The following is a 23,184-nucleotide window of genomic DNA, read 5'->3' as shown; positions in this document are numbered from 1 at the left end:
CAGCGCCGATGCCTGTGCTCTGCCTTACAGGGGCGCGAGAAAGCGACGGCCACATGGTGCCTGATCAGGGCCGCCTGCCCAGCCGAGTGAGCAGCGCCACGGCCGCCGCGACCACGGCCAGCCCGACCACCAGCGCCACCGTCGGCGTGGTGATGTACATGCCCGGCAGCACCGTCATCAGCAAGATCGTGAGCGCCCCGGCCGCGGCCAGCACCAGCCCCGAGCGCACCGCCCAGCGCAGCAGCACCTGGTTGTCCACGATCGCGTCGTACGGCAGCACCGCCGCCAGCGCCGCCGCATTGTGCAGCAGGTAGAGCGCCGCGGCGGTGCCCAGCAGCCGCCCGGTCGACGGCTCGGCCAGGAACAGCATCGTGTCGACGAGCCACATCCCGACCGTGGCCAGCATCACCAGGGTCACCGCCACCCCGCCCGGGGCGAGCGCGGGTATCGCGGCCAGCGCCAGGAAGCCGAGCATCATCCGCGCGGGCAGCCCACCCGGGGCGGCCAGCAGCAGGCCGGTGAACGCGGCCACGAAGACCACCCCGCGCACCAGCAGCGGGCCGCCGGTGATCCGGCCCAGGTCGCGGACCTGCGCGAGCAGCTGCTTCATCGCAGCACCGCCTTCGGCGCGGCGGCCAGCCGCGACACGTCGCGCAGCACGGCGTCCAGGCTGCCCGCGCCCGCCCAGGCGACCACCGGCACCCCGTGCTCGGCGAGCTGGCCCATGGTGTTCTCCCGTTCGGCCTTCCACAGCCGGTACGACACGTCGCTCCAGGTGTTCACGGGCGGGGAGGTCAGGTCGGTGGGCAGCGTGTCCACGGCGACCACGAAGCGCCCCGAGCGGGCCAGGCCGGCCAGCATCGCCGCCGAGCGGGCGTCCAGCAGCGGGGTCAGCACGACGACCAGCGCCGCCGCGGAGATGCCCGCCGCGAGCTGCGCGCCGCCCCGCTCCTGCGCGGTCGGGCTCGGGTGGGCGTCCAGCAGCCACTCCAGCACCGTCAGGTACTGCCGCCGGCCGCTGGCCGGGCGCAGGCGGCGGGCCTGCGCGCCGTACTCCAGGACCGAGACGCGGTCGCCACGGTGCAGGTAGTGTTCGGCGATCGCGGCCGCCGCGCGTACGGAGCGGTCCAGCACGGAGGACGCGCCGCCGATGCCGCCGGAGCGGCCCGCGTCGGCCAGCAGGTCCAGCAGGACCACCACCTCGGCGTCACGGTCGGACAGCGTCGCCGCCACGTGCAGCCGCTCGGTCCGCAGGGAGACCCGCCAGTCGACGCGGCGCAGCCGGTCACCGGGGCCGAACTGGCGTACGCCCGCCAGCTCGCCGCCCTCGCCGGGTCGCCGCGAGCGGTGCTGGCCGACCAGGCCGGCCGCCCGGGGCATCGCCTCGTCGGCGTTGAACGGCTCGGTCAGCGGATACACCTTCACGCCCAGCGCGCCGGTGACCACGGCCCGGCTGACCAGCAGCCCGTCCGCGGCGACCGCGTGCGCCGACGCCGGGCCCAGCCAGTGCCGCCCCCAGCGCACGGCGGGGCCGGCCAGCTCGACGGCCGTGGCGACGCCCCGGGGCACCAGGGTCACGTAGGGCCGGTTGCCGCCGCGCCGGGACGGGCCCGCGTCGGCGGCCCCGCCCTCCAGCCGCAGCCAGGGCGAGTGCTGCAGGTGCACCACCGTCAGGTCGTACCCGGTGATGTCGCGGTTCTCCACCTCGACGGTCGCGCCGAGGTCACCGCCTTCGACGGGGAACGACTCGACCGTGGACAGCCGCAGGCCCGGCAGCGTACGCGGCCGCTTGGCCAGGGCGAACGCCACGCTCAGCGCCAACGGCGCGGCGAGGATCACCAGGTCCGTCCGGCCCAGCAGCACCGCGGCGACCAGCAGCAGGCCGGCCACCAGCACCGCCCGGCCCAGCGCCCGGGTGGGCGCCCAGTTCTCGCCGGTGTCGGTGGACGCGACGGGCTCCAGGTCGCCCTCGGGGGAGCCTGGCTGGGACATGTCAGCCTCGCAGCCCGGTCGACCGGTACGGCGGGTCCAGCAGCTCGTCCTCTAACTCCGCCAGTCGCCGCCCGGGGGCCGGCTGGCGGCCTGCCGCCGCGTGGCTCGGCAGCGCGCCGCTGACCGGGGCCGGCGTCGCGGCGAGCACCTCGGCCACCACGGAGACCGGGTCGATGCGCTTGAGCCACATCTCCGGCCGCAGCGTGATCCGGTGCGCCAGCGCGGGCAGCGCGACCGCCTTCACGTCCTCCGGGATGACGTAGTCGCGCCCGGCGAGCGCCGCGCGCGCCCGGGACAGCAGCAGCAGGGCCAGCGAGCCGCGCGGCGACGAGCCGACCAGCACCGCGGGGTGCTCGCGGGTGGCCGCGGCCAGCGACACCAGATAGCGGCAGATGGAGTCCTCGACCTCGATCTGCTCCAGGCCGGCCTGCATGCGCAGCAGCGTGGCCGCGTCGACGACCGGCTCGACCTCGGACTCCTCCTGGCGGCGCACCATGCGCCGGCGCAGCACGTTCAGCTCCTCGTCGGCCTCCGGGTAGCCGAACGACACGCGCAGCATGAAGCGGTCCAGCTGCGCCTCGGGCAGCGGGTAGGTGCCCTCGTACTCGATCGGGTTGGCGGTGGCCAGCACGTGGAACGGGGCCTCCAGGCGGTACGTCACGCCCTCGACGGAGACCTGCTTCTCCTGCATCGCCTCCAGCAGCGCCGCCTGCGTCTTCGGCGGCGTGCGGTTGATCTCGTCGGCGAGCAGCAGGTTCGTGAAGACCGGGCCGGCCCGGAAGGTGAAGTCGTGGGTGCGCTGGTCGTACAGGAACGAGCCGGTGACGTCGGCGGGCAGCAGGTCGGGGGTGAACTGCAGGCGGCGGAAGTCCAGGCCAAGCGCCTGGGCGAAGGTGCGCGCGGTGAGCGTCTTGCCCAGACCGGGCAGGTCCTCCAGCAGCACGTGGCCACCGGCCAGGATGCCCGCCAGCACCAGCTCCAGCGAATCGCGCTTGCCCACCATCACGGTGCCGACCCGGTCGAGCACCTGCTGGGCGAGACGGCCCACCTCAGCGGCGGGGATCGGTTGCATGCTCACAGTTTCTCCAAGGCATTGACGATCACATCGAGTTCGCGAGGGCTGGGCGGGCGCTTGGCCGGCACCGTGAGGAGCGTCCAGAGCGGATCACCGAGCAGCCTACGCGCGCGTTCGGGCTCGGTCGCGCGGTTCACGCCGTGGCGCTGGCGCAGCCGCTCATCGACGACCTCGGCCAGGCGCGGCTGCACCCGGCGCTGAAAGCGGGCGGCGTCGGTATGGCTCCACTCCAGGATGGTCTCCCAGCGGGCCACCGCCAGCCGCAGCCCGTCGGTGACCTCGGACTGGTCGTCAGCGACGGCCCGGCCCGCGCGCCGGGGCGGCAGCGGGGCCTTCAGCGAGCGAGCCATCCGCCACACCCCGACCACGGTCAGCGCCACCGCGAAGACCAGTGGCAGCGACATCTCCAGGCTGAACACCTGGAGCGTGATCCAGCCCGCGGCGGTCCAGGCGACCGCGAAGCCGAGCAGGCTCAGCCAGCGGGTCGCCTTCGGACGGGGCGGGCGGGCCGCGACCGGCCCCTCCGGCCGGCTGAACCCGCCGAGCAGGTCGCCCAGGGTCGCGCCGTCGTCGACGTCACCGTCCACGAAGTCGTCGTGCTCGCTGCGCTCGCTCATGAGGTCGCTCCGCTGCGGGTGCCGGCGGTCAGTTCGTCGCGCAGGCGGTGCAGGGAGGCCCTGGCCTGCAGGCGCATGTCGTCGTCGACGCGGTGGGTGGCGTAGCGGGCGCGGCGGTACACGTCGGCGAAGCCGTTGAGCACACCGGCGTCCAGACGGCGGCGGTGCAGCATGCGTACGACCAGGTCGGTGGCGGTGTCGTCGGGCAGGCGCGGCACGCCTGCCGCGGCGGCGGCCTGCTCCAGCCGCACCCAGCAGGCGATGACGGCGGTACGCGGATCGGCGGCGTCGTCGTCGAGGTCGAGCAGGCCCGCGTCCAGTGCCGCGACGACCTCCTCCTCGTCGGTCAGCTGCGCGATGCGCACCGGCGGCTTCTCCCGGATGGCCCGGCGGCGGAACTTCGTGGTCGACTTCGCGGCGGCCTTGAGCAGCACGATCAGCACGGCCGCGCCGATGGCGAGGAGCACGCCCAGCCCGACCACGCCCAGCCAGCCGGTGTCGGCGGCGTCCTCCGGCGCGGCGGACGGCGACGGGGTGGGCGTGCGGGGCGACGGCGAGGCGGTCGGGGTGGGGTTCGCCGACGCGGACTGCTCCGGCGCGGCCCGACCGATCGGCAGCACCGAGACCGAGGCCGTCGCGGCCGCGAGCATCAGCAGCGCGGCCACGGCCAGCAACGGCCACCAGCGACGCAACGCTCCCATGTTCCCCGCTCCGATTTTCGCTTCTGCCCGGCGGCGTCAGGTCGCGGCCCGACGCGGTCGAGGTCGACTCAGTCGAGGCCGGCGAGGTGCCGGGCCTGGCTCAGCACGTCGTCCAGCATGGCGGGTGTGAGCCGCCCGGTAAAGGTGTTCTGCTGGCTGACGTGGTACGAGCCGAGCAGCGCCGGTCCACGCGACGAGCTGGCGGCGCCGCCCTCCGGAAGGAAGACGGCCCCGTGCCCGAACTTCGGACGCGGCGCCGGCGGCTTGACGCCGTACACCGTGGACAGCGTAGGCCACCACGCCGCCCACGCGAACGCGCCGAGCGCGATCACCACCCGCAGAGTCGGCCGCAGCAGCGTGACCTCGCGGTGCAGCCAGGGGGCACAGGTGTCGCGCTCGACCGGCGTCGGCTTGTTGTCCGGGGGCGCGCAGCGCACCGCGGCGGCGATGCGCACGTCGCTCAGGTGCAGCCCGTCGTCGCGGGACACGCTGGTGGGCTGGTTGGCCAGACCCGCCCGATGCAGCGCGGCGAACAGCACGTCGCCGCTGCGGTCACCGGTGAAGATGCGTCCGGTGCGGTTGCCGCCGTGCGCCGCCGGGGCCAGCCCGAGGATGAGGATGCGGGCGTCGGCCGCGCCGAAGCCGGGGACCGGGCGGCCCCAGTACACCTCGTCGCGGAACGCGGCCCGTTTGGTCGCGGCGACCTCCTCCCGCCACGCCACCAGCCGGGGGCACAGGCGGCAGCGGGAGACCTGCTCGTCGAGCGCGGCCAGCTCGGCCGCCCTCGCGAGCAGGTCGGAGGCCGTCCCGGCGGGCCGCCGGGACGGGCCGTCGGCCGAGGTCACAGCTTGGTGCGCAGCAGCTCCACCGTGCGCGCCCAGGCGCTGGCCGCCGCCGAGGCGTTGTACACCTCGGGCCGGTCGTCGTTGACGAACGCGTGGTGGGTGCCGGGGTAGTCGTGCACGACGCAGGTGCCGCCGGCCTCCTCGATGGCGGCGCGGGCGGTCTTGATGCCGGGGGCGGCGGAGGTGCCGTCCTCCTCGCTGCAATGGATCATCGCGGTCTTGCCCTGGTAGTTCGACCACTGCGGGGCCATGCGCTCCCACGGCAGCGCCGGGTAGAAGCCGACCGCGGCAGTGATCTCGTCGCTGACCGTGGCGGACCACAGCGCCAGGCTGCCGCCCATGCAGAAGCCCACCGCGCCCACACCGCCCGTGGTCTCCGGCCGCCCGGCCAGGTATCGCGCGGCTCCCGCGATGTCCTTCGCGGCCTGGTCCATGGCCAGGCCCATCATCAGCTTGCCGGCCTCGTCGGGCTCGGTGGTGTGCGCGCCGTGGTACAGGTCGGGCGCGAGCGCCACGAACCCGGCCTCGGCGAACCGGTCGGCCAGCGAGATGATGTGCGGGACCAGCCCCCACCACTCCTGGATCACGATGACCGCGGGTCCACTGCCGCTCTTGGGCAGCGCGAGGTAGCCCTCACTGGTCCCCCCGTTGCTGGGGTAATCCACCATTTCACCCATTGGTCGTCCTCCTGACGGTCAGTCGTCATTGGCTGGTCGCACAGTCGTGGCGTTCCGGGTAGCCAACCACACCGGACGGTACCGGGGAAGACGACGGCGGCGTGGCGAAAGTTACGACTTATGGTCGTAACTCACCACGCCGCCGCAGAAGTGATATAGCGGGCGCGAGCTCAGCTCACTTGTCGGACAGGCAGAGGAACTTGCCCGTGGTCTTGCCCTGCTCGATGATCGAGAACCAGGAGGTCGCGTCCGGCCACTGGCCGCAGCCCGTCGCCGACTCGGCCTGGGTCGCGTTGACGCCCTCCAGCACACCCAGCACCTTGTACTTGGCCTCCGCCGAGTCGCAGCCGACGACCTTCATGTCGTCGGCGTTGGCCGCGTCGGTGATGCAGTCGCCGGCCTTGGCGATGTCGGTGGACCCGCTGAGGTACTTGTACGCCAGACCGCCGCCCAGCACGACCACCGCGACGACGATGTAGCCGAGGATCTTCTTGCCGATCCCGGCCGCGACCGTCTTGGCGCCCGAGGGCTCCGTCGCGGTCTCCTGGGCCGCCGGGACCGCCGGGGTTACCTGCTCGCTCATGCGTTTCTTTCCTTCCGAGGGGTGCCCTCGTCCGGAACGGGTCGCGGCGGGGGCGTCTTGTCTCACGTGCCGTCACGGAGACCGCGTTACCTTAGCGTTGGCTGTGAATCTTCGCGACCTGGTTGCCGGAGACCCCCGGCATGCGGTACTGACGGCCGGGAAGTGCCACCGATTCAGCGCCGGGGCATCCTCCGTTCAGCGACGGAATTTCATGCTCCGTGACGCCGACCTCTCACTTCTTGATCTGCTCCAGGCACCACACGTTGCCTCGGCCGCCCTTCCGGCCGATCCAGATCACGTACTCCGTCGTGGGGTACGCGCCGCAGGCGCTGTCGGCATTGAACTCGGTCTCGGTCTTGTCGGCGAGGACCCCGACGACCCGGTTCGCCGCCTCCGCCGAGGTGCAGTCGACCACCCGCGCGTCCTCGACGGCGGTGAAGGTGTTCACGCAGTCGCCGACCTTCGCGTTCGCGACGTTGCTCTCGACGGCCTCGACGATGTCCTTGAAGAAGCCGCTGACCGCGTCCGGCTTCACCGCGAGCACCGCGCCACCCCCGCAGCAGCAGAGCAGGAGCACCGCGGCGACGACGATGGCGATGGTCTTTCCGGTCTTGCGGCGCGGGGGCGCCGGAGCGGCGTACTGCGGGGACGGCGCCTGCCGACCGGGCTGCTCGTACATGGGAAACCTTCGTGATCGAGGGGTGTTGGCGCGGTCATTCTGTCGTGGCCGCGCGCTCCGCACCGCCCCGTCGCCGCGCCGTCCGTCCGTTCCCGCAGCCCACCGGACGGCACCGCCGACATTCCCCACCGAAAGGACGGCCCTCACGATCCACATCGGGAGGGCCGTCCTGGTCGTTCAGCGGTGCCACGGGGCCGATCACCCCGCTTGCGGACGCTCGGCCGCCCTCACTGTCCGGAAGGACTCGGCCGCGGTGCGGGCGTCCCCGACGGGGTGGCCGCGGGGGTCGGGGCGGAGACGCTCGGGGACGGCGTGCCCGACGGCGACGGTCCGGCCGACGGGGTGCCGGCGGCCGGTGTCTGCCACGGCACCGGCTCCGGCGACACGGCCACCCAGGGCAGCTGCGGCGCGGTGAGGTCGGGGCAGGACGGGTAGACGACCCGCCACTCCCAGCCGCGTCCGCCCCCGCCGGGGCCCTCCCAGCCGAAGCGCTGCGCGCAGTATCCGAGCACGACCGGGCTGCCGTCCTGGTCCACCAGGCGCGCGCCCTGGATGATCTGCCCGTCCGGGCCGAGCACGAAGACGTCGTTGACCTGCTGATACGGGTCGCCGACCCAGGATGTCGGCGTCGACTCCTGCCAGGACGAACCCACCAGCCGGTCGTCCGCCGCGACCCACAGTCCCAGGCCGAACACGACCACCACCGCCGTCGCCGCGCCCAGCGCCACCCGGTCCCGGCGACGGGTCGGCGGGACCGCCGCGGTGCGCCGGCCGAGCCAGATCGAGCCGACCACGAAAGCGGCCAGCACCAGCAGGCCGAGCACGGTGCTGCCCTCGAAGCGGGGCAGCAGGCCCAGCCCGTCGCCGTCGCGCCACAGTTGCGCCACCAGCATCACGGCCAGCCAGCCGCGCACCACCCACCAGGCCGGGCGCAGCAGGGCCAGGAACTCGCCGAGGCGCTGGTACCCGATGATCGGGCCCAGCCGGCGGTCCAGCCCCGCCCAGCGCGTCCGCGCCCGGGACGCCGCCCGCCCGGCCCAGGCGAACCGCCGGCTGGGACCCCCCGTGTGGCCCAGCGTGGCCCGCAGCTCCGCGGCGTACATGCTCGGCGGACCGAGCCGCTCGGTAAGCGACACACCGCCGCCCTCGGCCTCGATCTCCGCCGCCACCTCGGCCAGGTGTGCCGGCAGGTCCTCCAGCAGGTCGTTGCGCGCCTGCTCGGGCAGGTCGGCCAGGGCCGCGCCGACCTGCGCCGCGTACTGTGCGATCTCGACTGGCTCACTCATGCCGGCTCCCTCAGCAGGGTGTTCATCGTGGAGGCGAATTCGCGCCACACGTCGCCGCCCTGTTTGAGCTGGGTGCGGCCGGCCGGGTTGAGCGCGTAGTACTTGCGGTGCGGGCCCTCCTCGGAGGGCACCACGTACGTGGTGAGGTAGCCGGCCGCGAACAGCCGGCGCAGGGTGCCGTAGACCGAGGCGTCACCGATCTCGGTCAGCCCGGCGGTGCGCAGGCGGCGGAGGATGTCGTACCCGTAGCCGTCGTCGTCGCGCAGCACGGCGAGCACGGCCAGGTCGAGGACCCCCTTGAGCAGTTGGGTGGTATCCACGCTCAGCACAGTAGTTCGCTATGCACAGTACCGCAAGCAGCGGACTACCCCGTGGCGCGTAATCTGCTGCTCAGTCGCTGATGGAGGCGGCGATGCCGTCGAGAATGTCGTGTTCGGAGACGACGATCTCACCGAAGCCGGTCTGCCGCATGATCTCCCGCAGGATCAGCCCGCCCGCGATGATCACGTCCACCCGGCCGGGGTGCATCACCGGGATCGCCGCCCGCGTGTCGTGGTCCATCGCGGACAGCTCCGCTGCCAGCCGCTCGATCGTGGCGGCGGGCAGCACCGAGTGGTGGATCCGGGCGGGGTCGTATCGATCCAGGCCCAGCGCGATGCCGGCCAGCGTGGTGACCGTGCCCGCCACCCCGACCAGGGTGGCCGGGCCGGTGCCGACGTGGGCCAGCGCCCGAGTCACCGCGGCGTCGATGTCGGCGGTGGCGGCGTCGAGCTGCGCGGGAGTGGGCGGGTCGGTGGGCAGGTGGCGTTCGGTCATGCGTACGCAGCCGATGTCCATGCTGATCGAGCTGTCCACGGCGCGGTGTCCCCGGACGAACTCGGTCGAGCCGCCGCCGATGTCCACCACCAGGTACGGCCCGCTGCCGTCCAGCCCGGTGACCGCGCCGCCGAACGACAGCGCGGCCTCCTCGGTGCCGGTGATGACCTCGGCGGGCTGCCCGAGGGTGGCGCGGACCATGTCGTGGAAGTCCGCCGCGTTCGCCGCGTCGCGGGTGGCGCTGGTGGCCACCATGCGGATGCGGCTCACCCCGTGCGACTCGATGAGCCCGCGGTACTCCGTCAGCGCGACGCGGGTGCGCTCGATCGCGGCCGGGTCGAGGCGGCCGGTGCGGTCGACGCCCGCGCCCAGCCGCACGATGCGCATCAGGCGCTCGACGTCGTGGCCGTTCTCGGTGATCAGCAGGCGGATCGAGTTGGTGCCACAGTCGATCGCGGCGACGGCATCTCCCACGTCACCACCCTACAGGCGTTAAGAAGGTGCCCTTCCTCTACGCACAGCGATAAGCCGAGCTGCTGCTCGTCTCGCTGACGCGAGCCGACGATGCCCTTCCTTTCACAGGTGGAGGAGCATGCGGGTGTTGCCGAGGGTGTTGGGTTTGACGCGTTCCAGGCCTAGGAATTCGGCTACGCCTTCGTCGTAGGAGCGGAGGAGCTGCTCGTAGACGGGGGGCGGGACGGGGGCGCCGTCGATTTCGGTGAAGCCGAAGGAGGCGAAGAAGCGGGTCTCGAAGGTCAGCACGAAGACGCGGCGTACGCCGAGCTCGCGGGCGTCGTCGAGGAGGGCTTCGACGATCTGGTGGCCGACGCGGCGGCCGCGCCAGGTCGCGTCCACGGCGACGGTGCGGATCTCGGCCAGGTCCTCCCAGAGCACGTGCAGCGCGCCGCAGCCGACGACCGCGCCGTCGTCGTCGACGGCCACCCGGAACTCCGGCACGTCCTCGTATATCGCGACCGTGGCCTTGCTCAGCAGCCGGCGCTCCCCGCTGTACGTGTCGATCAGGCGGCGGATGCCGCGCACGTCGGCGGTGCGGGCCTTGCGTACGGTCAGCTCACTCAACGCAGGGACCCGCCGTCCACCACGGCTCGACCAGGTCGATCACCTCGTCGCCGAACGGGTTGACCCCGGGGCCGGCGGCCAGCGCGTGGCCCAGGTGCACGTGCAGGCACTTGACCCGGTCGGGCATGCCGCCCGCGGAGACGTTCTCGATCTCCGGCACGTTCCCGATCGCCTCGCGGCGGGTCAGGTAGTCCTCGTGCGCCTTCAGGTACGCGGCGCGCAGCTCCGGATCGGTGCGCAGCTGCTCGTTCATCTCCTTCATCAGCCCGGCCGACTCCAGCCGGCTGCACTCCGCGGTCGCCCGCGGGCAGGTCAGGTAGAACAGCGTCGGGAAGGGAGTGCCGTCGGGCAGCCGGGGCACCGTCTCCACCACGTCGGGCTTGCCGCACGGGCAGCGGTGCGCCACCGCCCGGGTGCCGCGTGTGGGGCGGCCGAGCTGGGCGCGGACCGCGGCGAGATCGGACTCGGTCGCCTCCTGCCGCGTCGGCGCCGGCACGAGGTCGCGATCCATGGGTGCTCCTAGTTCTTCTGCTCCGGCTCCGGGTCCAGGCGGGTCCAGAGCTTGCCGTACCAGCTGTCGGGCTCGGCGGGCGGCGGCGGTTTCGGGGTCTGGTCCTGGTCGGTCTTGCCGTCCGGGTCCCAGATCGGGATCAGCGGGGTCTGCCCCGGGGAGACCCAGAAGAAGCGGCGGCGGACCTGAGCCTTGATGTACTCGTCGTCCTTCCACTTCTCGGCCTGCCGCTCCAGCCCGGCGATGCGCTCCTGCTGCTCCAGCTGCGACTGCCGCATCGCCTCGATCTCGGCGAGCTGGGTGAGGTAGACGCGCACCGGGTAGGCGTAGCCCAGCGCCAGCGCCGCGAGGATCACCAGCAGGGCGGTGGCCCGGCCGGTGAGGCCGTGCGGGTTCGGTGCGCTGGTGCGCTTGGCCGCTCCGGCGGCGGCGGCGCGGCGGGCGGCGGCGGGACGGCTCTGCGAGCGCTCGCCCTCACGGGTGCGGACGGAGGCGGTGCCGCGCGCGCTGCCTCGGGTGCCGCCCTGGGGGCGGCGCACCGGCCCCTGCCCTCCAGGCTGTCGCCGCTGCATCACCCCTCCCCCCTGCGCGATGATCGAAGCTCCTTCCACGTCCGGCGTGGGCATGAAAGGAGCTTCGATCACATGCTAGGCCCTGTGCCGCAACAGCGTCACGGACCCGCGCGGTTGCTTAAGTTGGCTTACTTCCCGGCCGTGTAGCGCGGGAAGGCTGCCGCGCCGGCGTAGCGGGCCGCGTCGGCCAGCTCCTCCTCGATGCGCAGCAGCTGGTTGTACTTGGCGACGCGGTCCGAACGGGCCGGCGCGCCGGTCTTGATCTGGCCGCAGCCCATCGCGACGGCGAGGTCGGCGATGGTGGTGTCCTCGGTCTCGCCCGAGCGGTGGCTCATCATGGTGCGGAAACCGTTGCGGTGAGCCAGCTCGACGGCGTCGAACGTCTCGGTCAGCGAGCCGATCTGGTTCACCTTGACCAGCACCGCGTTGGCCGCGCTCTCGGCGATGCCGCGGGCGATGCGGGTCGGGTTGGTGACGAACAGGTCGTCACCGACGATCTGGATCTTGCCGCCGAGCTGGGCGGTCATCGCGCTCCAGCCGGCCCAGTCGTCCTCGGCCAGCGGGTCCTCGATCGACACGATCGGGTACGACTCGGCCAGCTTGGCGTAGTACGCGATCATCTCCTCGCGCGACTTCGCGACACCCTCGAAGGTGTACACGTCGTTGTCGAAGAACTCGGTCGCGGCCACGTCCAGCGCCAGCACGATGTCGCTGCCCAGGGTGTAGCCGGCGGCCTGCACGGCCTCCGCGATCAGGTCCAGCGCCGCGGCGTTGGTCGGCAGGTTCGGCGCGAAGCCGCCCTCGTCGCCCAGGCCGGTGGACAGGCCCTTCTTCTTCAGCACGCTCTTGAGCGCGTGGTACACCTCAGCGCCGGAACGCAGCGCCTCGCGGAAGTTCGGCGCGCCGATCGGCGCGATCATGAACTCCTGGATGTCCACGTTGGAGTCGGCGTGCGCGCCGCCGTTCATGATGTTCATCATCGGCACCGGCAGCAGGTGCGCGTTCGGGCCGCCCAGGTAGCGGAACAGGCTCAGCTCCGCGCTCTTGGCGGCGGCCTTCGCGATCGCGAGCGAGACGCCCAGGATCGCGTTCGCGCCCAGGACGGACTTGTCCGGGGTGCCGTCCAGCTCCAGCATCTTGGCGTCGATGAGGCGCTGCTCGCTGGCCTCGTATCCGATCAGCTGGTCGATGATCTGGTCTTCGATGTTGGCGACGGCCTTCTCGACGCCCTTGCCCAGGTAGCGGCTCTTGTCGCCGTCACGCAGCTCCAGCGCCTCGTAGGCGCCGGTGGAGGCGCCGGAGGGCACCGCGGCGCGGGCGATGGTGCCGTCGTCGAGACCGACCTCGACCTCGACGGTCGGATTGCCGCGGGAGTCGAGGATCTCCCGGGCTACGAAGCCTTCAATGGTGGCCACGTGTGCTCCCTCGTTCCATGTGCGCTCACTGGCGTGGTCGTCGGCAATGACATCCCCTGGCCGGAGCGGCCGGTGCGTACCCAGGCAGCCTATCGAGCCGTCACGGCGCCGGGCTCTTCGGCCGGTGGTCCACCACCCGCGCTCCCTCGGGCAGCGCGAAGACCTCCGCCGGTGGCGACGTGGAGACCCGGGTCAGCGCCTGGTCGATGACCACCCCGCCGACCACGCCCGCGAAGCTGGCCAGCACCCCGGCGGCGGTCACGCAGACGGTGAACCCGCCCGCCTCGGCGTCGGTCAGCCCGGACACCTCCAGGCAGGTCGCCTGCTGGCCGGCCAGGGTGACGTCGTGCGCCTCCACGTCGGCCTGCGACTGCAGCTGCGCGGCCTGCAGCAGGTCGGCGACGATCGGCGCGGTGACCAGCCCGTGCCGGGTCACCTCGCTGTAGCCGGTGAGCGCGGCCGGGCCGGGCGCGGGCAGCGCGCGGATCTGACAGCGCGCCGGGCGCACCGCGGTCACGCAGGACGTCTGCCCGTTCGGGTCGACCAGCAGGCGGCCGCCCGGGTAGGCGTACACCTCCCGCGCGGGCTTGGTCTGCTGCGAGATCTCGCCGCGCACGCCGCCGGCCAGCAGATACTCCGCGTGGTACGGGCGCTGCGAGGCGCGCTGCAGCTGCGCCGCCAGGTCACCGAGCAGCCGGGCGCGGTCGGGCGCGACGCCGTCGTCGGTGATGGCCTGGCAGCCGGTGAGCGCGAGCAGCGCCCCCAGCAGGGGCGCGATGGCCGCACGCCGAAATACGGAGAGTCGCGGGGAACGCGGCATGCCGACCGTATTTCGCATGGGCGACAGCCTCCCCCATCGCCCCGCCGCCGCGCAAACCCTCACAGACCGAGAAGAGTGCGCAGGTGGCGAGGGGCGGGCGAGCCGTACGACAGCATGCGGTCGTGCCACTCACGCGCCGTGACACCGGCCGGCCGGAGCCTCGCGATCTCGGCGACCTCCGCCCAGCCCACGAAGTACGTCGACAGCTGCGTCGAGGACAGCAGCGAGCGCCGCCACTTGCCGGCCGCCTCGCCCTCCTCCTGGAAGCCGCGGTCCAGCATGAGCGCCATGCCGTCGGCCTCGCTGAGGTCCTCGCAGTGCACGAGCTGGTCGAGGATCGCGTTGATGCTCGACCGCAGCTGCATCTTCAGCTGGGTGGCGCGCACCGGCAGGCCGCCGAAGCCGCGCTCGACCATCGCCTGCTCCGCGTATACGGCCCAGCCCTCGATGAACGTGCCGGAGCGGCCCAGCGCCCGCACCCGGGTGCTGCCCCGGTAGCGGCGGGCGTGCGCCAGCTGCAGAAAGTGCCCCGGCATGGCCTCGTGCACGGTCAGGTTGCGGATGGCGTGGTCGTTGTACTCGCGGTAGAACGACTCGACTCGCTGCGCGGGCCAGCCCGCCGGGGTCGGCGCGATGCAGTAGAACGTGGGCACCACCGCCGTCTCCAGCGCGCCCGGCGGGTCGCAGTAGGCCACCGCCACGCCGCGGGAGAACTCGGGCATCTCCTCGATGACCAGCGGATCGTCGATGAGGCTGATGAGGTCGTGCTCGCGTACGAACGCGGTGGTCTCCTCGACCGCGTGGTAGGCCAGCCCGACGATCGAGTCGTTGTCCGGGTGCTCGGCGGCGATCAGGTCCAGGGCCCGGCGCACCGTCTCGTCGTCGGCCTTGCCGCCGACCAGTTCGACGGCGACCTCACGCAGCTCGGCGGTGACCCGCTCGACGTTGTCCTGGGCCCGCTTGAGCACCTCCGCGGCGCCCAGCTCGGTGTCCAGGGTGTGCCACAGCTTGGCCTCCCAGAGCCGGCGGCCCAGCCGCGGGTCCCGTCCCTCTCCGCGCTCGGCCTGCGTGGCGCACCAGGCGGCGAAGTCGTCCAGTGCCAGCACCGCCTCCGCCGCGACGAGCTGCATCTGCTCGGCCAGTCCCGGCTCCTGCAGCAGCAGCCGCGGCAGCTCCTCGCGCACCAGCGCGGCGGTGCCGGCGAACTGCCCGGCCGCCGTCTCCAGGTGGATGCGGGGCGCGTCGCGCAGCACCGTACGCGCCGTGGCCAGCGCGTCGGGCACCTGGAGCAGCCGGCCGGCGAGCGCGTGCAGGCGCTGCTCCACCGGCGCGAACGGGCGCGCCATCAGCGCGTGCAGCAGCGCGCCCGGGTTGTGCCGCAGCGGGTTCCACTGGTGCGAGCGCACCTCGGTCAGCTCGAACAGCTGCCGGTCCACCAGCGAGCTGAGGATGGCGTGGTCGACCCGTTCCTCGTCGTCGAGGGAGTCCGCGTCCACCTGCGACAGCGCGTCGGCCGCGTCACGCAGCATGCCGATGTCGGCGGTGGTGCCGTCGGGCGACAGGTCCGGCAGGCGGTCGTCGAAGCGGTGGTCACCGGCCGAGGCGGCCAGCTCGGGCGACGACTCCAGCAGGGCGTCGGCGATGTGCTCCGCCAGCGGTGCGAACTCCATCGGCTCAACGTACCCGCCGCCGCGTTGATCGTTCGACTTGCCGGGCACCTGTGCGTATCTTGCCCGCGCTTTCGCCCACTTGCCGGGCAAGTCGAACGATCATGGTGCGGTGCGCGCCCGACCCCCGGCGGGGGTCAGGGTGCGGCGGCGACGGAGTCGGCGTAGCGGTGCAGCTCCTCGCGGAGGGCGGCCTCGGCGTCCGCGTCCTCGCCGGCTTGGGCGACCAGGGCCAGCAGGCGGCCGCCGAGGGTGTCGGACGGCGCGGGTTCGGGCAGGCCGTGGCGGCGGGCGCGGGAGAGCAGCTTGGCGGCCAGCGTCAGCGAGGGCAGCGACCAGGTCACGCCGTCCAGCGGCGCACGCCCGCCCTTCTCCTCGGCCTTGACGCGCTCCCAGGTGGCGATGATCTCCTCGATGTCCTCGACCGGGGTGTCCGCGAACACGTGCGGGTTGCGGCGGATCATCTTGGCCACGAAGTCACCGGCCACGTCGTCGACGTTCCAGCGCTCGTCCTCGGGCAGCTCCTGGGCGAGCTGAGCGTGGAACAGCACCTGCAGCAGCACGTCGCCCATCTCGTCGCGCACGGCCGCGTGGTCCCCGGCGACGATCGCGTCGTAGGCCTCGTATGCCTCTTCCAGCAGGTATTTCGCCAGGGTGCGGTGGGTCTGCTCGCGCCGCCACGGGTCGCTGCTCTGCAGCCGGTCGGTGACCGCCACCGCGTCGAGCAGGCGCGCGCCGGGCGGGTCCCAGGAGCCGTACATCAGTTCCAGTTCGGCGAGGCCGGGTTCGCGGGCCAGCCGCAGGCCGAGCTCGCGGGCGAGGGACTCGTCGCCGCCCGGCCCGGCCAGCCACACGGCCACCGGCTGCGCCGCGTCGAGCAGCGTCGCCGCGGTCGCGTCCGGCACCACGGTCACCGCCGCACCCGCGGCGCGCAGGGCGGCGGTGTGCTCGTTCTCCGCGCCGGTCAGCACCGGATGTGCCCGCACCACGTCCCACGCGGCCGCGGTGAGCAGCCCCGCGGGCATCCGCGGGGACGTGACGAGCAGGATGATCCGGCGGTCCGCCGTCACTGCTGGGGCTGGGGCTGGGCCGCCGGGTCCGCCGGGACCACGGCGTCCTCGACCGCGTCGGCCGGCTGGCCGAGGCCGAGGCTGAGCGCCGGGCCCTGGTTGAAGCTGAGCACGGCGAAGTTCATCGGTCGGTAGCGCGGGTTGACCGACACGTTCATGGCCTCCGCGGTGTCCTTCAGCACGTTGCGCTTGGCCAGCGCGTCACCCAGCTCACCGCTCTGGGCCAGCTGCGGGGCGACCTTGTCGAAGCTGTTCGCCGGGTCGGTCGCGTTGATCGCGCCCACCGCCACGCCGTTGTCGTAGACCTCGCGCAGCTCGGCGGGGGTCGGCTGGACGCCCTTGACCGGCAGGTTCTCGCGGCAGTTCTGCAGGCTCTGCTGCACACCGGCCAGCGCGGGCTGCCCCGGCTGGGTCTGCACGGGCGGCAGGGTCGCCTTCAGATCGGCGGCGGCGCGCTTGCAGACCTCGTCGAGCACCAGCATCTGGACGACCTGGTAACGGTCGGGCACGGCCTGCGGATCGATGTTCGGGATCTTCTCGACCTCGTCGATCAGCTGCGTCACCTGCTCCTCGGTGAACGTGGTGTTCCCCACGTACGCGGCGACGTTCGGATTCGACCGGCAGGCGGTCAGGGCCAGCAGGGCGACGGCGATGCCGGCCGCGGCGGTCAGACGGCGCACGGAATCCTCCAGTGACAGGCGCTTACGCCGCCACTCTCTCACGAACGGCGACTCCGGGAGATCTCAGGGTGGATTCAGGTGTTCGGAGGGCGCGTAGACCCCCTCCGACACGGCAGAATTCCGGCCGTGACGACGCAGACGCTTCCTCGTACCACCTCGGGCTGGGTGGGCCTGGCCCGCAGCGGGCCTGACGCAGGCCAGGGCCCCGCGGTGGTCGCCGCCGTCTACCGGCTCTGGCTGGTCGCCTTCGCGCTGAAGATGCTGGGCTCGACCTGGGACATGTCGTGGCACTTCAAGTGGCTGCGCGACGACGCGGCCCCGCCGCACCTGCTGAACACCGCGGGCACGGTCGTCGTGGTGGCCCTGGTGCTGTTCCAGGCATACCACAACGTGGGCGTCGACAAGATCGCGAAGCGTCTGATGGTCGGCGGCACGGCGACGTTCCTGATCGCCATCCCGATCGACATCCTGAACCACCGGATCAACGGCCTGGACATCACCGCCTGGAGCCCCAGCCACGCCCTGCTGTACATCGGCACCGCGTTCATGCTGCTCGGCGTCGCCCGTGGCTACTGGATCTCCACCCCGCCGAGCCGCACCCGCACCGTGGTCAGCGCCTTCATCTGGGGCTTCTTCCTGGAGAACGTCCTGTTCCCCAGCCAGCACCAGGAGTACGGCGTGCTCTCCCTGGAGAGCTGGAAGGCGGGCGCGCCCACCGCCGAGCCGATCCTGCTGCAGTTCGCCGCCGACCAGATCGGCCGCCCGGTCGACGAGATCGCGGTCACCGGCTTCGCGCTCCCGGTCGACTCCTGGGTCTACCCGGTCTGGATCACCGGCGCGGCCCTGCTGACGCTGGTCGCCGCCCGTGCGCTCGTCGGCGCGCGCTTCACGGCCACCGCCATCGCCGGCTCGTACGTGGCATACCGCCTCGTCGTCTGGGGGCTGCTGGCCGGCACGGGCTTCCCGAAGTCCATCCCGCCGCTGCTGCTGCTCGCCGGCGCGATCGCGATCGACATCGTCTTCCTGGCCTTCTCCGCCTCCCGGGGGAGGAAGCAGCTGATCCCGCAGCAGGCCGGCCCGGAGCGCGTCGCCGTCGCGAAGGGCTCGTCCGGGCTCGGCCTCGCCCTGATCGCCGCGGTCTTCGGCGCGGCCGTCGCCACCGCGGCCACCGCGGGCGCGGCCTGGCTGCAGGACTTCTTCATCGGCGCCCCGCCGATCGACTACCCCGCCTTCGGCTACGGCTTCGCCGTCCTCGCCCTCGGCTGGGCCGCCATCGCGGTCGTCACCAACCGCCGACAGGCCTGACCCCCTTTCGGCGCATAGGGGCGGGTGGGTCAGGCGAGCCAGTCGTGTTCCATGCGGACGCGGGCTTCGAGTTCGAGGAGGTGGCGTTTGGCGGGCAGGCCGCCGCCGAAGCCGACGAGCTTGCCGCCCGCGCCGACCACCCGGTGGCACGGGACCACCACGGCGACCGGGTTGCGGTTGCAGGCCACGCCGACCGCGCGGGCGGCGTCGGGCTCGCCGACCGCCCGCGCCACCTGGCCGTACGTGTGCGTCTCGCCGTACGGGATGCGGGACAGCTCGGCCCAGACCGCCCGTTCGAAGTCACTGCCCCGGCGCACCGACACGGGCAGGGTGAACTCCACCAGCTCCCCCGCGAAGTACGCGCGCACCTGCTCGGCGATGTCGTCGAGCAGCGGGTCCACCTCCTGCGCGACCTCCAGCGCGCCGAACTGCACCGAGCACAGCCCGATGTCGTCAATCGCGCAGCTCAGCGGCCCGATGGGCGTGTCCACGACAGTCCAGCGTCGGCTCATGAGCCGAGCACGTCCTTCAAGAGCTGGGCGCACCAGTCCAGCAGCGCCTGGTCGCGCAGCGGCTCGCCGCCGACCCGGCGGTTCATCGGCGTGGGCACGCTGACCTGCGAGTTCGCCGTCTTGTAGACCGAGTCGGGGTGGTAGCGCTTGAGCCGCAGCTGCTTGGAGTCGGCCAGTTCCAGCGGGCCGAACCGCACGTGCTTGCCCTGCAGCGAGATCTCCGTGAGGCCGTACGCCCGCGCGGTCATCCGCAGTTTGGCGACCGCGACCAGGTTGGCGACCGGGGCGGGCGGCTCGCCGTAGCGGTCGGTCAGCTCGGCGACGACCTCCTGCAGCGCCGCCTCGTCGCGGGCCGAGGCGAGCTTGCGGTAGATCTCCAGGCGCAGCCGCTCGGAGTCGATGTAGTCGTGCGGCAGATGCGCGTCGATCGGCAGGTCGATCTTGACCTCGGCGGCCTCCTCCTGCGCCGCGCCGCCGCCCTTGAACTGCTGCACCGCCTCGCCGACCATGCGCACGTACAGGTCGAAGCCGACGCCCTCGATGTGCCCGGACTGCTCGCCGCCGAGCAGGTTGCCCGCGCCGCGGATCTCCAGGTCCTTCATCGCCACGTACATGCCCGCGCCCAGCTCGGTGTGCTGGGCGATGGTGGCCAGCCGCTCGTGGGCCTGCTCGGTGAGCGGCTTCTCCGGCGGGTAGAGGAAGTACGCGTACGCGCGCTCGCGGCCCCGGCCGACCCGGCCCCGGATCTGGTGCAGCTGGGCCAGGCCGAGCAGGTCGGCCCGCTCCAGGATGAGCGTGTTCGCGTTCGGGATGTCGATGCCGGACTCGATGATCGTGGTGGCGACCAGGACGTCGTACTCCTTCTCCCAGAAGCCGACCATCACCTTCTCCAGCGCGTCCTCGCCCATCTGCCCGTGCGCGGCCACGACCCGCGCCTCGGGCACCAGCTCCCGGATGCGCCGCACCGCCTTGTCGATGGTCTCGACCCGGTTGTGCAGGTAGAACACCTGGCCGTCGCGCAGCAGCTCACGGTGGATCGCGGCGGCGACCTGCTTGTCGTCGTACGCCCCGACGTAGGTGAGCACCGGGTGGCGCTCCTCCGGCGGCGTGGTGATCTGGGACATCTCCCGGATGCCGGTGATCGACATCTCCAGGGTGCGCGGGATCGGCGTCGCGGACATCGTCAGCATGTCCACGTTGGTGCGCATCTCCTTGAGGCGCTCCTTGTGCTCGACGCCGAAGCGCTGCTCCTCGTCGACGATGACCAGGCCGAGCCGGTTGAACCGGGTGCTCTTCTGGATCAGCCGGTGGGTGCCGATGATGATGTCGGCGCGGCCCTCGGCGGCCATGTTCAGCGTCTCCTCGGCCTCCTTCAGGGTCGCGAAACGCGACAGCTGCCGCAGCACCACCGGGAACTGCGCCATCCGGTCGGAGAACGTGTTGTAGTGCTGCTGCGCCAGCAGCGTCGTCGGCACCAGCACGGCGACCTGCTTGCCGTCCTGCACCGCCTTGAACGCCGCCCGCACCGCGATCTCGGTCTTGCCGTAGCCGACGTCGCCGCAGATCAGCCGGTCCATCGGGGCCGACTTCTCCATGTCGGCCTTGACCTCCTCGATGGCCGAGAGCTGGTCAGGCGTCTCCTGGTACGGAAACGCGTCCTCCAGCTCCCGCTGCCAGGGGGTGTCCGGGCCGAAGGCGTGGCCGGGCGCGGCCTGCCGGGCGGCGTAGAGCTGGATGAGCTGCGCGGCGATCTCGCGGACCGCCTTGCGGGCGCGCGCCTTGGCCTTCTGCCAGTCCGCGCCGCCCATCTTGTGCAGCGCCGGCTGCTCCCCGCCGACGTAACGGGAGAGCTGGTCGAGGGCGTCGGTGGGCACGAACAGGCGGTCGCCGGGCTGGTTGCGCTTGCTGGCGGCGTACTCGATGACCAGGTACTCCCGGTCCGCGCCGTTGACCTTGCGCTGGACCAGCTCGACGTACTTGCCGATGCCGTGCTGCTCGTGCACCACGAAGTCGCCCGCGCGCAGCTCCAGCGGGTCAATGGTGTTGCGCCGCCGGGACGGCATGCGCCCCAGTTCACGGGTGCCCGTGCCGCGCCCGCCGGAGATCTCCGCCCCGGTCAGCACGGCGAGCTTCGCGGCCTCGTCGACCAGGCCCAGCCGCAGCCGTCCGCAGCTCACCACGACCTGGCCCGGGTCCGGCAGGTCGGCGATCTGCTCGACCAGCACCGCGCCGACGCCGGCGTCGCGCAGCACCTCGACCGAACGCTGCGCCGGGCCGTGGCCCTCGAAGACCAGCGCCACCCGCCAGCCGTCGGCCAGCCAGCCCTTCACGTCGGCGATCACCTTCGCGGTGTCGCCGTGGTACACCGTCGGCTGGGTCGCCGACCAGGTCAGCACGGCTCCGGTGTCCGGCGCGACCTCGACCTCGGGGGTGTCCAGCCACGGCTCGTCGGCCGCCTTCTCAGTGGCCACCAGGCCGAACGGGGACGTCGTCCACCAGGGCAGGTCCAGGGTGGCGGCGTGTCCGCGTACCTCGGCGAGGGTCTTGAAGGCGGCGGCGCCCAGGTCGATCGGGGCCTTGCCGCCGACGGCGGCCGCGGCCCAGCTCGCCTCCAGGAACTCCGCCGACGTGCGGACCAGGTCGTGGGCCCTGGTGCGGATGCGCTCCGGGTCGGCCAGCAGCACCAGGGTGTCGCCGGGCACGCAGTCCAGCAGCAGCTGCATCGAGTCGCGGCCGTGGTGCAGCGCCGGGGACAGCGACTCCATGCCCTCGACCGGGATGCCCTCGGCGAGCTTGGTCAGCATCTCCTCCAGCGCCGGGTGCTCGGCGGCGAGCTGTGCGGCCCGCTTCCGCACGTCCGGGGTGAGCAGCAGCTCCCGGCAGGGCGGGGCCCACAGCCGGTCGACCTTGGCGATGGTGCGCTGGTCGGCGACGGCGAAGGTGCGGATGTCCTCCACCTCGTCGCCCCAGAACTCGACCCGGGACGGGTGCTCGTCGGTCGGCGGGAAGATGTCGAGGATGCCGCCGCGCACCGCGAACTCGCCGCGCTTGGTGACGAGATCCACCCGGGCGTACGCGAGATCGTGCAGCGTGTGCGTGAGCTCGTCGAGCGGCGCGACCGTGCCCTGGCCCAGGTCGATCGGTTCCAGGTCGCCGAGCCCCTTGAGCTGGGGTTGCAGCATGCTGCGCACCGGCGCGACGAGCACCCGCAGCGGGCGGCCCTCGGGGTGGGCGAGCCGGCGCAGCACGGCCAGCCGCCGCCCGACGGTGTCCGAGCGCGGCGACAGCCGCTCGTGCGGCAGCGTCTCCCAGGCCGGATACACCGCCACGGTGGCCGGGTCGAGGAACTCGCCCAGCGCCTCGGCCAGGTCCTCGGCCTCGCGGCTGGTCGCGGTCACCACCAGCACGGGGCGCTGCCTGGCGGCGCTCGCCACCAGGAACGGACGGGCCGACGCCGGGGCGGTCAGGTCGAGCTGTGGTTCGGTGCGGGCCAGATCGGTGGCTCGGGCCAGCGCGGGGTCGGCTGTCGCGGCTTGGAGGAGTCCGGTGAGGTTCACGGGTAAGCGCCTTCCCGCCCGGTGCGCACGGGCCATGGGCAAGCCACGGCGAAAGCCCCGCAACCAGGCAGGTACGGGGTTTCGTCGTCGAGCCTACTCCTGCCCGCCGACCGGTTTACGCCCCTGACGCGTGGCGCGGCCCGGTGGCCTCCATCGCCGGACCTGCCAGGCACGGGACGTGTCCGCCCGGGTGCCTGGCAGGTCAGCAGCGTCAGCCGCAGTACTTGTCGAGCTTCTCGCCCGCCGCGGTGACGGTGGCGCCATCGGTGATCTTGTCGGCGTCGTCCAGCTTCTTGATCTTCTCGACCTCGACCTTGAGCGCGTCGGCGAAGCCCTTGATGTCGGCCTTGAACTGCGGGTCCTCCGCCTTGGCCGCCTCGGCCTCGATGCCGGCCGCCCAGTTGGTGAAGACGTCCTTCATCACCGCGATCGAGGCCTTCTCGATCGCGGCCTGGGTCTTCTTGTCCTTGAGCGCCACGGCCAGCGCGTCGGTGGTCTCCTTCTCCAGCGTCTTGCCGGAGAGCACCTCCTCCAGCGAGGTGCAGACGGTCTTGGTGTTGGCCGAGTAGTCGGGGGCCGCGGCCTCCGGCTCCGCCTCGGTGCCGCAGGCTGCGGTGGCGAGCAGCACGCCGCCCAGGAAGACGGCCGCGAGCGCACGACGCATGAGGGTTCCTCTTTCTTGCACGGGGATTCGCCCCACGAACCGTCTGCGCAGGTGGCGACC

General features: G+C 72.5%; 24 protein-coding genes. 1 reads left to right on the top strand and 23 read right to left on the bottom strand.

Annotated features, from left to right (window positions below; genetic code table 11):
- Nucleotides 1–64 precede the first annotated feature (64 nt).
- From ACFQO7_RS12535 to ACFQO7_RS12440, 20 genes are all read right to left on the bottom strand, one after another.
- Nucleotides 65–610, bottom strand: a complete 546-nt coding sequence (locus ACFQO7_RS12535; RefSeq protein ID WP_376806523.1) for a hypothetical protein — start codon at nucleotides 608–610, stop codon at nucleotides 65–67.
- Nucleotides 607–1,992, bottom strand: a complete 1,386-nt coding sequence (locus ACFQO7_RS12530) for a DUF58 domain-containing protein (RefSeq protein ID WP_376806522.1) — start codon at nucleotides 1,990–1,992, stop codon at nucleotides 607–609. Before ACFQO7_RS12530 ends, ACFQO7_RS12535 begins: the two co-directional genes overlap by 4 nt.
- Nucleotide 1,993: 1 nt before the next feature.
- A complete protein-coding gene (locus ACFQO7_RS12525; RefSeq protein WP_376806521.1) occupies nucleotides 1,994–3,064 on the bottom strand; it encodes an AAA family ATPase in 1,071 nt (356 codons plus the stop codon).
- Between the two features lie 2 nt (nucleotides 3,065–3,066).
- Nucleotides 3,067–3,684 (bottom strand): hypothetical protein, encoded by a 618-nt coding sequence (locus ACFQO7_RS12520; RefSeq protein ID WP_376806520.1) that lies wholly within the window; start codon nucleotides 3,682–3,684, stop codon nucleotides 3,067–3,069.
- Nucleotides 3,681–4,385 carry a DUF4129 domain-containing protein gene (locus ACFQO7_RS12515; protein ID WP_376806519.1) on the bottom strand — a complete coding sequence of 235 codons (705 nt, stop codon included), beginning with the start codon at nucleotides 4,383–4,385 and terminating at the stop codon, nucleotides 3,681–3,683. The genes ACFQO7_RS12520 and ACFQO7_RS12515 overlap by 4 nt, the downstream gene beginning before the upstream one ends.
- A 68-nt stretch (nucleotides 4,386–4,453) precedes the next feature.
- The gene (locus ACFQO7_RS12510; protein WP_376806518.1) at nucleotides 4,454–5,230 is read right to left on the bottom strand and encodes a uracil-DNA glycosylase; all 777 of its coding nucleotides are present in this window, start codon (nucleotides 5,228–5,230) and stop codon (nucleotides 4,454–4,456) included.
- Nucleotides 5,227–5,907, bottom strand: a complete 681-nt coding sequence (locus ACFQO7_RS12505) for a dienelactone hydrolase family protein (protein ID WP_360521987.1) — start codon at nucleotides 5,905–5,907, stop codon at nucleotides 5,227–5,229. The genes ACFQO7_RS12510 and ACFQO7_RS12505 overlap by 4 nt, the downstream gene beginning before the upstream one ends.
- A gap of 175 nt (nucleotides 5,908–6,082) precedes the next feature.
- Nucleotides 6,083–6,490, bottom strand: coding sequence for an LppU/SCO3897 family protein (locus ACFQO7_RS12500; RefSeq protein ID WP_376806517.1), 408 nt, complete (start codon nucleotides 6,488–6,490; stop codon nucleotides 6,083–6,085).
- 232 nt (nucleotides 6,491–6,722) lie between these two features.
- The gene (locus tag ACFQO7_RS12495) at nucleotides 6,723–7,169 is read right to left on the bottom strand and encodes an LppU/SCO3897 family protein (protein ID WP_376806516.1); all 447 of its coding nucleotides are present in this window, start codon (nucleotides 7,167–7,169) and stop codon (nucleotides 6,723–6,725) included.
- 227 nt (nucleotides 7,170–7,396) lie between these two features.
- Nucleotides 7,397–8,455: an HAAS signaling domain-containing protein gene (locus ACFQO7_RS12490; RefSeq protein WP_376806515.1), complete on the bottom strand. Its 1,059-nt coding sequence runs from the start codon at nucleotides 8,453–8,455 to the stop codon at nucleotides 7,397–7,399.
- The gene (locus ACFQO7_RS12485; protein WP_155374211.1) at nucleotides 8,452–8,775 is read right to left on the bottom strand and encodes a PadR family transcriptional regulator; all 324 of its coding nucleotides are present in this window, start codon (nucleotides 8,773–8,775) and stop codon (nucleotides 8,452–8,454) included. Before ACFQO7_RS12485 ends, ACFQO7_RS12490 begins: the two co-directional genes overlap by 4 nt.
- Nucleotides 8,776–8,845: 70 nt before the next feature.
- On the bottom strand, nucleotides 8,846–9,745 hold the full coding sequence (locus ACFQO7_RS12480) for a Ppx/GppA phosphatase family protein (protein ID WP_376806514.1): 900 nt from the start codon (nucleotides 9,743–9,745) through the stop codon (nucleotides 8,846–8,848).
- Nucleotides 9,746–9,847: 102 nt separating this feature from the next.
- A complete protein-coding gene (locus ACFQO7_RS12475) occupies nucleotides 9,848–10,351 on the bottom strand; it encodes an amino-acid N-acetyltransferase (RefSeq protein ID WP_191840828.1) in 504 nt (167 codons plus the stop codon).
- Nucleotides 10,344–10,862 (bottom strand): DUF501 domain-containing protein, encoded by a 519-nt coding sequence (locus ACFQO7_RS12470; RefSeq protein ID WP_360521969.1) that lies wholly within the window; start codon nucleotides 10,860–10,862, stop codon nucleotides 10,344–10,346. Before ACFQO7_RS12470 ends, ACFQO7_RS12475 begins: the two co-directional genes overlap by 8 nt.
- Before the next feature lie 8 nt (nucleotides 10,863–10,870).
- The gene (locus tag ACFQO7_RS12465; RefSeq protein ID WP_376806513.1) at nucleotides 10,871–11,434 is read right to left on the bottom strand and encodes an FtsB family cell division protein; all 564 of its coding nucleotides are present in this window, start codon (nucleotides 11,432–11,434) and stop codon (nucleotides 10,871–10,873) included.
- 128 nt (nucleotides 11,435–11,562) lie between these two features.
- Nucleotides 11,563–12,849, bottom strand: coding sequence for a phosphopyruvate hydratase (gene eno, locus ACFQO7_RS12460; protein WP_203698117.1), 1,287 nt, complete (start codon nucleotides 12,847–12,849; stop codon nucleotides 11,563–11,565).
- Between the two features lie 100 nt (nucleotides 12,850–12,949).
- The gene (locus tag ACFQO7_RS12455; RefSeq protein WP_376806512.1) at nucleotides 12,950–13,687 is read right to left on the bottom strand and encodes a hypothetical protein; all 738 of its coding nucleotides are present in this window, start codon (nucleotides 13,685–13,687) and stop codon (nucleotides 12,950–12,952) included.
- 41 nt (nucleotides 13,688–13,728) lie between these two features.
- A complete protein-coding gene (locus tag ACFQO7_RS12450) occupies nucleotides 13,729–15,339 on the bottom strand; it encodes a DUF885 domain-containing protein (protein WP_376806511.1) in 1,611 nt (536 codons plus the stop codon).
- A 134-nt stretch (nucleotides 15,340–15,473) separates the two neighbouring features.
- The gene (locus ACFQO7_RS12445; RefSeq protein ID WP_376806591.1) at nucleotides 15,474–16,361 is read right to left on the bottom strand and encodes a nucleoside triphosphate pyrophosphohydrolase; all 888 of its coding nucleotides are present in this window, start codon (nucleotides 16,359–16,361) and stop codon (nucleotides 15,474–15,476) included.
- Between the two features lie 41 nt (nucleotides 16,362–16,402).
- Nucleotides 16,403–17,086 carry a hypothetical protein gene (locus tag ACFQO7_RS12440; RefSeq protein ID WP_376806510.1) on the bottom strand — a complete coding sequence of 228 codons (684 nt, stop codon included), beginning with the start codon at nucleotides 17,084–17,086 and terminating at the stop codon, nucleotides 16,403–16,405.
- Between the two features lie 126 nt (nucleotides 17,087–17,212).
- On the opposite strand from ACFQO7_RS12440, the gene ACFQO7_RS12435 reads away from it, so the two are divergent.
- Entirely contained in the window at nucleotides 17,213–18,391 is a 1,179-nt protein-coding gene (locus ACFQO7_RS12435; protein ID WP_376806509.1) for a hypothetical protein, read from the top strand.
- Nucleotides 18,392–18,420: 29 nt separating this feature from the next.
- Here the strand turns inward: ACFQO7_RS12435 and ACFQO7_RS12430 are convergent, their stop codons facing one another.
- The 3 genes from ACFQO7_RS12430 to ACFQO7_RS12420 all read right to left on the bottom strand — a co-directional run bounded on the left by ACFQO7_RS12430 (nucleotide 18,421) and on the right by ACFQO7_RS12420 (nucleotide 23,124).
- Nucleotides 18,421–18,903, bottom strand: coding sequence for a methylated-DNA--[protein]-cysteine S-methyltransferase (locus tag ACFQO7_RS12430; RefSeq protein WP_376806508.1), 483 nt, complete (start codon nucleotides 18,901–18,903; stop codon nucleotides 18,421–18,423).
- Nucleotides 18,900–22,496 (bottom strand): transcription-repair coupling factor, encoded by a 3,597-nt coding sequence (mfd, locus tag ACFQO7_RS12425; RefSeq protein ID WP_376806507.1) that lies wholly within the window; start codon nucleotides 22,494–22,496, stop codon nucleotides 18,900–18,902. The genes ACFQO7_RS12430 and mfd overlap by 4 nt, the downstream gene beginning before the upstream one ends.
- A 175-nt stretch (nucleotides 22,497–22,671) precedes the next feature.
- Entirely contained in the window at nucleotides 22,672–23,124 is a 453-nt protein-coding gene (locus ACFQO7_RS12420; protein ID WP_376806506.1) for a hypothetical protein, read from the bottom strand.
- Nucleotides 23,125–23,184: the final 60 nt, after the last annotated feature.

The sequence above is a fragment of the Catellatospora aurea genome, from assembly GCF_042663325.1.
Taxonomy (GTDB): Bacteria; Actinomycetota; Actinomycetes; order Mycobacteriales; family Micromonosporaceae; genus Catellatospora; species Catellatospora aurea.
Note: the sequence above shows the minus strand (reverse complement) of the source record. Positions and strands in the feature narration are given on the sequence as shown.

Bases quoted from the DNA above. Each gene is read 5' to 3' on its own strand.
- ACFQO7_RS12535 (WP_376806523.1), bottom strand. From the start codon at position 610: ATGAAGCAGCTGCTCGCGCAGGTCCGCGACCTGGGCCGGATCACCGGC.
- ACFQO7_RS12530 (WP_376806522.1), bottom strand. From the start codon at position 1,992: ATGTCCCAGCCAGGCTCCCCCGAGGGCGACCTGGAGCCCGTCGCGTCC.
- ACFQO7_RS12525 (WP_376806521.1), bottom strand. From the start codon at position 3,064: ATGCAACCGATCCCCGCCGCTGAGGTGGGCCGTCTCGCCCAGCAGGTG.
- ACFQO7_RS12520 (WP_376806520.1), bottom strand. From the start codon at position 3,684: ATGAGCGAGCGCAGCGAGCACGACGACTTCGTGGACGGTGACGTCGAC.
- ACFQO7_RS12515 (WP_376806519.1), bottom strand. From the start codon at position 4,385: ATGGGAGCGTTGCGTCGCTGGTGGCCGTTGCTGGCCGTGGCCGCGCTG.
- ACFQO7_RS12505 (WP_360521987.1), bottom strand. From the start codon at position 5,907: ATGGGTGAAATGGTGGATTACCCCAGCAACGGGGGGACCAGTGAGGGC.
- ACFQO7_RS12500 (WP_376806517.1), bottom strand. From the start codon at position 6,490: ATGAGCGAGCAGGTAACCCCGGCGGTCCCGGCGGCCCAGGAGACCGCG.
- ACFQO7_RS12495 (WP_376806516.1), bottom strand. From the start codon at position 7,169: ATGTACGAGCAGCCCGGTCGGCAGGCGCCGTCCCCGCAGTACGCCGCT.
- ACFQO7_RS12490 (WP_376806515.1), bottom strand. From the start codon at position 8,455: ATGAGTGAGCCAGTCGAGATCGCACAGTACGCGGCGCAGGTCGGCGCG.
- ACFQO7_RS12470 (WP_360521969.1), bottom strand. From the start codon at position 10,862: ATGGATCGCGACCTCGTGCCGGCGCCGACGCGGCAGGAGGCGACCGAG.
- ACFQO7_RS12465 (WP_376806513.1), bottom strand. From the start codon at position 11,434: ATGCAGCGGCGACAGCCTGGAGGGCAGGGGCCGGTGCGCCGCCCCCAG.
- ACFQO7_RS12455 (WP_376806512.1), bottom strand. From the start codon at position 13,687: ATGCGAAATACGGTCGGCATGCCGCGTTCCCCGCGACTCTCCGTATTT.
- ACFQO7_RS12450 (WP_376806511.1), bottom strand. From the start codon at position 15,339: ATGGAGTTCGCACCGCTGGCGGAGCACATCGCCGACGCCCTGCTGGAG.
- ACFQO7_RS12445 (WP_376806591.1), bottom strand. From the start codon at position 16,361: ATGCCCGCGGGGCTGCTCACCGCGGCCGCGTGGGACGTGGTGCGGGCA.
- ACFQO7_RS12430 (WP_376806508.1), bottom strand. From the start codon at position 18,903: ATGAGCCGACGCTGGACTGTCGTGGACACGCCCATCGGGCCGCTGAGC.
- mfd (WP_376806507.1), bottom strand. From the start codon at position 22,496: ATGGCCCGTGCGCACCGGGCGGGAAGGCGCTTACCCGTGAACCTCACC.
- ACFQO7_RS12420 (WP_376806506.1), bottom strand. From the start codon at position 23,124: ATGCGTCGTGCGCTCGCGGCCGTCTTCCTGGGCGGCGTGCTGCTCGCC.